Annotated in this window: 7 protein-coding genes; 4 read left to right on the top strand and 3 right to left on the bottom strand. The window is 39.0% G+C overall.

Going from position 1 to position 8,097, the window contains the following annotated elements; translation table 11 throughout:
• The 3 genes from O3C63_08655 to O3C63_08665 all read right to left on the bottom strand — a co-directional run.
• Positions 1 to 483 (bottom strand): P-loop NTPase (locus tag O3C63_08655; GenBank protein MDA0772998.1); only part of this gene is annotated, 483 nt, incomplete at its 3' end.
• 27 nt (positions 484 to 510) lie between these two features.
• Complete coding sequence (locus tag O3C63_08660) at positions 511 to 1,656, bottom strand: FIST C-terminal domain-containing protein (GenBank protein MDA0772999.1); 1,146 nt, start codon at positions 1,654 to 1,656, stop codon at positions 511 to 513.
• A 15-nt stretch (positions 1,657 to 1,671) separates the two neighbouring features.
• A complete protein-coding gene (locus tag O3C63_08665) occupies positions 1,672 to 2,598 on the bottom strand; it encodes an HDOD domain-containing protein (GenBank protein ID MDA0773000.1) in 927 nt (308 codons plus the stop codon).
• Positions 2,599 to 2,777: 179 nt separating this feature from the next.
• Here O3C63_08665 and rpmG point away from each other — a divergent pair, with 179 nt between their 5' ends.
• The 4 genes from rpmG to O3C63_08685 all read left to right on the top strand — a co-directional run bounded on the left by rpmG (position 2,778) and on the right by O3C63_08685 (position 7,989).
• Positions 2,778 to 2,960 carry a 50S ribosomal protein L33 gene (gene rpmG, locus O3C63_08670; protein MDA0773001.1) on the top strand — a complete coding sequence of 61 codons (183 nt, stop codon included), beginning with the start codon at positions 2,778 to 2,780 and terminating at the stop codon, positions 2,958 to 2,960.
• Between the two features lie 2 nt (positions 2,961 to 2,962).
• Positions 2,963 to 4,090: a pyridoxal phosphate-dependent aminotransferase gene (locus tag O3C63_08675; GenBank protein ID MDA0773002.1), complete on the top strand. Its 1,128-nt coding sequence runs from the start codon at positions 2,963 to 2,965 to the stop codon at positions 4,088 to 4,090.
• 189 nt (positions 4,091 to 4,279) lie between these two features.
• Positions 4,280 to 6,409 carry a hypothetical protein gene (locus O3C63_08680; protein ID MDA0773003.1) on the top strand — a complete coding sequence of 710 codons (2,130 nt, stop codon included), beginning with the start codon at positions 4,280 to 4,282 and terminating at the stop codon, positions 6,407 to 6,409.
• A 149-nt stretch (positions 6,410 to 6,558) separates the two neighbouring features.
• Complete coding sequence (locus O3C63_08685) at positions 6,559 to 7,989, top strand: hypothetical protein (GenBank protein ID MDA0773004.1); 1,431 nt, start codon at positions 6,559 to 6,561, stop codon at positions 7,987 to 7,989.
• The last annotated feature ends 108 nt before the right edge of the window (positions 7,990 to 8,097 follow it).

Genomic DNA, 8,097 nt, shown 5'->3' on the forward strand with positions numbered 1-8,097 from the left:
CCCGATCCCAAGCATCAAGTGCACATTAGGTCCGGTGATATCAGCATCCAAAACTCCAACTTTGTGTCCGAGCTTGCTTAAAGCTATTGCCAAATTAATTGAGCAAGTAGTCTTGCCAACTCCACCCTTGCCGCTATTGACTGCAATAATATGCTTGATACCTGCTACCGGGCTCTTAGGAGCGATACTGCCTCTATTGGCTAAACCGCCAATTGGATTGTGACCAGCACCGTTGGCTGCTGCTGGCGTCGCTGCAGGTCCTTGAGTCGTATAAACATCAAGCTCACTAAAACCCTCTGACTTAAGTCTCGCTTCAACTTCATTAATAATCTGTTGTTTCTTAGATTGATCGTTTGGATTAGTTAAAACCAAATTAAAAACGACTTTGGTATCATTCTGCACACTAATATCCTTAAACTGATCAGCGCTCAAAATTGAGGCGATGATCTTTGTTGCTTTTTTGACTTTATTATTTCCAAACATGGAAACAAATTATAGCATTACGGCTCATTAGTCTTCAATAAAAGCAGTAATAGCCATTGTTTGATTATGCATCTTTGCTTCTTTCTGATTATTAAAACTACCAATTTCTCCATAAGAATAGAACCCGGCAAGCAGAGTCTTGTTACCGAAACCTGATCGCACCGCATTAAGCTCCTTATAGGAATCCTTTTTCATCACACCACGTCGTCCAAAACAACTAACAAGGATCGCAAAATCTGGATAAAAGCTCTTGTAGATCATACCAACAGTGGCATGTGTAGCACTCTGGACCAATGCTTCAACATCTGTTTTCATCAATCGTGCAATATAAGCATGAGGCACATCACCTGCAAAAGTAAGACTACCAGCCTCACGATCAATGCCAATAATAGTCCTAGTCATCCATTCCTCGTCACCATCAGATTTAACACTAATTGGATATTGAATACTAGAAGTAGGTACATTATTAAAAGAATCACCAAGGTATTTTTTAAATAAAGGCAAAACAGGTTCTCTATCTATTTCATAAAGAACATTGCTCTTTGACTTGGTAATTTTTTTCTCCGAACCAAACTCTTGCCAATTTGTTTTCAAGCTAGTCATTACTTTTAATCGAGAACCATAAAAACCAATCACGCAAATCACATTAGAGCAGGCCATAACATCGGCAACAACAAATGTCTCCTTAAACCTATAGGCATCAGCAGCAAGTCCTCCACTAATTCCAACATTGGATGGCAAGCACTTTCCTAAGCCTCTCACTAATTCGCTTCCATTGATTTTAATTCCTTCAGCCAAAACAAAAACATGCACTAAATCAGGAGCTACTAAAGATTCAACCAGCTGACTAGCCACTTCCTCAATATCCGCATGAGGATAATTATCCAAAAATATATGACTTTCTTTTACTGTAGAATGTTCGAAATAGATTGCTGTAACAACCAAAGAATCATCAGTAACTTCGTTACCACAAATCTCACCAGCCGTTGAACAACCTGCAACTATAGCATTGGGAAATTCTTCATAGAGATTTTTATAAAGCTCTTTACTTTGCAAAACATTAGTTCCACCAAAAAGCAATAGCAATTGCACATGCTCATGATTAGCACCAATCTCATCTCGAGCAATGCGCCATCCATCTTTAGCTGTCCATCGTCTTTGTAGTAATTTCATTGTGCAGAATACCTACTAGACTTTGCGCTGATACAAAGCATGCTCAGTTTCAAGCAGCTGTATATAAATCAATCTGATTTGATTACTCCACTGGTCAATAGTCATCCTAGAATCAAGTTTGGCAAGATAGTCATAAGCCTTATCCCACATTGCATGAGGACCAGATTGTTTATTAAGCAGAGCATCATTAACAAACTCTGCGAACTTCATTAGAATAGCGATCTTGTAATTATGGTCTTTTACATTCACAGGATTATCATGGTTACGTACCACGTTAACAATATGATCTGGTAATAACCATTCCTCAAGCTTACGAGCAGCTAATTCACCAGTATCAAAACCGAGGACACTTAGTTCAGCAGCTTTCTTATCAAAGCCTTGTTGCTGCATTTTAACGATTTCATTATGCGCAATTCTGTCGCGCAAACCAAGAATCATTTCACCAACATAGTAATTAATACCAGCACAAAAACACTGCGCTTCATTATCATAATTAATCATCTTGGCAATTCCCTTAGCAATATAAGCTAAGCGAACAGATTTCTTTACCAGCGTTTTAATATGCTGATTGTCTGTGTTGTAATAAACTTGAACATATTCTCTAGCAAACCTTTTTTGCACTTGATTGTATACAAAACCATAACCCAATCTCTTAATCGACTGCTTTAACTGATTTTGGCTAATAGTAAGACCAGGTAGTTTCACTCCGATCTTGGCTTTTTGAATAATCAAGCTTGCAAGCTCGGTATCCTCGGAGAGATAATTAATCAACTCAGTATCAAATGTAGTAACGTCATTCGTTAAACGCATCAACTTATAAATCAAGAGCTGAGTGCTCGGGAATTCTTTGGTTTGCGTGGCCATTTCTTGGAGCTTTCTAAGTGCACTTGGGGACTTCTGGAGAAATGAATCTATCTTTTGGTTGGTACTTTGTTCTAACATAGTCTAATAAATCGGCTAAGTCAGTGGCTATCTAGATAGTACAAATGGCTTAAAAATATCAAAATAGCTTGGTTTTCAGGCTATTTTTACTCAAAACAACTAAAAAGCTGTATTTTTTGTTAAAGACTGTTATTTACAGCCATTTTTGCTAGGATTTATAGCTGTTAATAGGAGCAATTATGGCTAAGAAAAAAGGTGATGTAGTAGTAGCAATTCTGGAATGCACAGAGTCAAAGGAACAGGGCCTTGCACCTAGCCGTTATTACACCAGAAAGAACAAAAAAAAGCACCCAGAAAAGCTTGAGTTCAAAAAATACAACTCCAAACTTAAAAAATACACTCTTCACCGCGAAGTTAAATAATCGTGCAAACTAGTTTCAAGCTAGAAGATCTTTACAATCAAGTAGAACCTATTTTAAAGCAGGACCTAAGTTCTGCTTGTATGCCTGCTATGTCTATTGAGGACTTGATCTTGATTGCTCCTATAGAACAACAATCTCATCTTAGAGAAGCAATTAGCAAAGCTCTTTTTGAAACCAAGCTCAGTTACTCAAGTCAATTTGGCTCAGAGCAAGTTCGAAGCAAAATCACACAGCTCTATTCTCATGCCCCGTCTCCCTCGTCCATGCTTTTAACTAGTGGCGCTTCTGAGGCTATCTTCCTAGTGATGTCCACCATGTTTGAAGCTGGTGACACGATTATTGTTCAGCAACCTATTTATCAATCGCTTTATCAAATCGCCCAAGACCGTGGAGTCAAGGTCATAGACTGGGATTCGTCTTCGCTATGCTACGACACAAACAAACCGAAACAACAAGGCTGGTGCTTGTCCGAGCTAGAAGAGCTGATTAAAGCCAACCCTCAAAGCAAAGCCCTGGTCATCAATAATCCAAACAACCCAACTGGACTTGCTTTCAAGGAAGATGAACTCAAAGAGATTTCTAAGTTACTTGAAGACAGATATTTAATTTGCGATGAAGTGTTTTTGTTTATCTCTCAATCCCAAATCCCCTCAGCGATTAATTTCCACCCAAACACAATTGTCATTAGTGATTTGAGTAAGAGTTTTAATATGCCTGGCTTAAGACTTGGTTGGATCATTGAACGTCGTCCGTCTTCGCTTCGCTCGGGCGCGATCCAGAATCCGCTAATCAATAAATTCTCCTCTCTCAAAAACTATCTCTCGCTGCGAACCAACTCTCTCGCTGAAGCCCTCGCGCCATATGTCCTTGAGCTTGCTCCAGAGCTCTGCGCCCGCAATCGCGCACTCATTAAAAATAATATCAATATTTTATACTCCCAAGAGAGTGAGATTTTTGACTTAAGTCAAATAACAAAGGAATCTATCGAGGGGCTTTGTATTTTTCCTCGAATTAAGGATGAGGCGCTTATTGATCAATTATGGGATCAAGAACGGGTTTTTGTTGCCAAAGGGGGGAGTTTTGGTGAGAGATGGACTGATCATGCAAGAATAGGCTTAACAAACGCTTAAGTATTGACAAATTACCCCAATATTGGCTATTATCTATAGGCACAGCCTGATGAAACTTAGCTACCAACATAAACAAAGACCCAAAGAGCCGCCCTCATTAGAGGCTGTGCCGTTCTTGCTGACAAGAGAACCAAGACTCAAGTCGAAGCGCCGGCTTCTACTGATACAGAAAAAACCAACGACAATATCTTGCCAAATACTGGCGCTAGCGAAACAGCAGGACGCTGCCAAGTAGAACAAGCAACTACAGCTGGCAATATTAATCCTGTTAATTCATTAGATCCAAGTACAGACCGTAAACAACTTAGAGCAAACCCAATACAAACCTATACCTGGATGGATTTGATTAATAATGCTTTGAAAATAGACACAAGCAAAGTTGTTCAACTGGATAAAGCAGATATAATAAAACGATTTATAGAGACTGATTATCCTGAGCTACAAGATACCGAGGATCCAACAAAACTAAAAACTGTTGCGAGCATGATCATTGCATTAAATGGTCAAAGAGAGTCAATACGACAAGCTCAACCTCTTCAACTTACCGCTGGTCAAGCTACAACACTTAGAGGAGGTGTGCTTAGCGCAGCTCAAACTAAATTTGAGGATTCAGTAATACGACAAGAATTTATTGACTTTATTAATGCTAATGCTAAAGCAGAAGGTTGGAACACGATCGACATTGACAAGCTAGATCCTGAACTTCGAGCGGCGATGCTGCCTAAAGAAAAAACAAATCAAGCAACAGCAGTAGAGCAAGTCAGTGGCTACATAAAATCAAAACCTAACAGCGAAATCCATCAAATGATACAAGAAGGTGAGAAAAAAGCCTATACCGCATTAGGGCAAATTCTTCAAGAAGCAAATCTAACCCTATCAACAGCAGTAACAATAGACGAGCTTATTAACGCACATGGCTTTAAAGACGTGAAGCAACACTTTAAAGATGTGTTTCTGATGCTTCCTTACTTCCTAGCTACTAGAGGCTGGTTCCCAAATAACCCAGAACAAATACAGTTGCTACAGGATGATTACATCAATAACACTACAGAAGAAGTAAGTAATATATGGCAAGCTCTCAAAGTCTTGAAATCAATCAAGCCAGAACTTGAATTAGGAATAGTTTATAACCTGCAAGGCAATGCTGTGAAATCCAATACAAAGTCTTCTTTGTCAATATTCCATACAAAGAATGGACCCAATAGCTTTGATGAGGTAATAGTTGACTTTAACGGTGAAGACATGACTTTCTACAACACTAAAGTAGATCAAAAGACAATGAAACTCGGTAAGTTCATGAGTTTTCACTTCGATGATCAAACTAGTCTTTGGACACCAATAGCACACGACAAAGCGAGTTTTACGCTAGGTAACGACATCAACACCGCACTCAGATCAATCTACAGCCCAGAAGATATTGATAAGTTATTTACTAAGCATCTAAGTAGTCCTCAGCCTAAAGACAAAGAAACAAATCTAGAATTCCTGAGAGCTTTCATCATTAACCTGCAAACAATTACCGGACTAGACACACAAGAACTTGCCAGACAAACGGGTTGTGATATTAATCACATCACAAACTTAAGAGCTGAATACCTCAGTCAACATCAAGCGACTCATTATGAAAATGAAATTACTTTTGAGTTATTAATGCTTTTCAAGATATGGCCAGAAATCGATGGCAAGCTAATCAATGCAACCAAAGAATCCGCTAATGCAGATGGCTCTGTTGAGAATTTCCCATATTATAAAGCAGAGCAGGTCAGCAAAACACCATCATCAAAGGCAGAACTCACCGAACAAATCAAACGACATATGCTCAGCAAATATCCTGACGAAGCTGCTTTTAGAGCCTACTTACAAGAGAGTGGTCGTCCACCTTATTCGTCAATAATTACAAACTTGGCTCAAGAGCTGGATTCAACAGTAGAAGAAATATACCAAACACTGGAAATACCAGAAGGAGCAAGTATCGTTCAATTCTATGATGATGCCAGAGCACGATTCAGTTCGAATGATGCGATTTATGGCTATAGCAATGCAACAAACTATGATTATTGCTTTAATCAGCTTAGAGAGAAACCGGAGAACCTTAGAGCGAAATATCTTCTTGATTTAGTATATCCAGACAATAAATATCTAATTCGTGCTAGCACTTTAAGTGATGACACCGTTGATCCAACAACAGTAGATGGACAAACGGGTGCCTGGATAGAACTAGGTCATAATACTTGTAGATTCTTTACTCAAGGTACAAAGTCAACATTTGATTACAGACTAGTTTTCAATGGTCATGAATGGGTCTCAAAGCTAAGTTAAATTCCGTCCATAAGACCTGCCTAGTTTGCCTACTGTTGTAATATAAACCATAAACCAGGGAGAACACCCAAGAATAGAGCTTAACTCCAGCATAAACACTATCAAAAATCACCGATACTAGGATTTGTCTATAGTAAGGGATTAAATCAATGCGACCAGTATCAAACGACAATCCATTCGCAACACAAGTTTTTGTGACCGGTTCGACACAAACTCCCGAAACTATATCAAATACAAATCCCTCAACTCTCCAAACAACAATTGAGAAATCAGCAGCAGGACAAACGAGTGTATCTCAATCAATAGACTCAAATAATCCTCAGACAAACTTTGTGACACCAAACTATACCGCTCTAGGTTTAGAGCGAAACAGAACTAGCTCTATGTATAATCAAGCGAGGCAATTTTTTGCCTCGCTTGATTTAGGACAAGCTCATACAGCTGCTTTGCTATTTCAACACAAATCTCCGGTCAAAATACATTCTCATATCGGTGAACGAGCTGCAATCTTAAGTTATATTGATGATGAATACAACCGTAAAGTACCATTATCAAAGCATGAAAGAGAAGCACAACCAAGAACTATTAACATTGCACAAACACTTGCAGAAATCAAAAAGCTCTGCCCAGATTCTTATGAAGTACATTACTACCAGCCAGAAGGACAAGCCGAAGAAGCTGATTCTTTTTGTATCTTTATTGCAGAAGAACATAATCGAATCGACATAGAACAAAGCTCTACTAGGTTGGGTTATGAACTTCATCAAAACCCCGATACCAAATTCGATCGTTATCACTCTGAAGGCACTGGCTATGGCACAGATACTAATACTATGACGATAGATACAGATCTCGATTCTTGCATAAAAGGACAACTCTCAATCACTCAAACACTTGAATATCTTGGCGATCCACAAATGCCGACCGAAGAAAGAGAAAGCGTTCCGATGAGTGTATTTCTTGAACAAGGACTTCGTAATCTTGTTCCATTAGAATGTGGGCTTTTACTCGCTGTTCCAGAACGAAGATCACAACAATTAACCAGTGCAAGACAGCCAATCGTCAAAGACATAGTTGCAGCCGGTAGAGTCCGTCTAGAAAAAGAACATTTTTATGCTATAGGTTCAATAATAAGAGGTATTTTAGATGAAGCAAATATGCCACCAGCTGTCACAGACTTTGTTCTACAAAATACTGTAGAAGGATTAATAGACCAACTATTTATAACTGCAGGACTAGGTGACCAAGGAAGACCAGCGAAAGATCTTAAAAATCTGGAGACACTCAAACTAGCTATAACTGAAGCACCAAATACCACTGGGAAATCCATCATCTCCGTGTTACAAGAATGTCCAAAAAGATTTCATGAATTAAGCCGTTTAAGAAATTTACAAATGATTGAACGCTTGATGAATAGTGGATCTGGCATCAAAGCAAGCACATTGGGATCAGCCCATATCCTAGATTTAACTAGTTACAATGGGAGAACTTATGGAGATGAAAGAATACCTGTTGCTTTACAAAAACGAGGTATTCCATCTGTCGTTATAAAGCACAGGGAACTAGTTGGAAATTTTTAACAATGCCTCTGCCCCGTTCATCCCTTCTCTTACCCCAAGCTCTCTAGCTGCCTTGCTCATCCGCACCACTTTAGCTTCAAGCATCTCATCATAATTAGAAACACCAGT

The sequence above is a fragment of the Cyanobacteriota bacterium genome, from assembly GCA_027618255.1.
Taxonomy (GTDB): domain Bacteria; phylum Cyanobacteriota; class Vampirovibrionia; order LMEP-6097; family LMEP-6097; genus JABHOV01.

What these genes read in the sequence shown, in the direction of transcription:
- O3C63_08660 (MDA0772999.1), bottom strand. Translation starts at nt 1,656, where the DNA reads ATGAAATTACTACAAAGACGATGGACAGCTAAAGATGGATGGCGCATT.
- O3C63_08665 (MDA0773000.1), bottom strand. Translation starts at nt 2,598, where the DNA reads ATGTTAGAACAAAGTACCAACCAAAAGATAGATTCATTTCTCCAGAAG.
- rpmG (MDA0773001.1), top strand. Translation starts at nt 2,778, where the DNA reads ATGGCTAAGAAAAAAGGTGATGTAGTAGTAGCAATTCTGGAATGCACA.
- O3C63_08685 (MDA0773004.1), top strand. Translation starts at nt 6,559, where the DNA reads ATGCGACCAGTATCAAACGACAATCCATTCGCAACACAAGTTTTTGTG.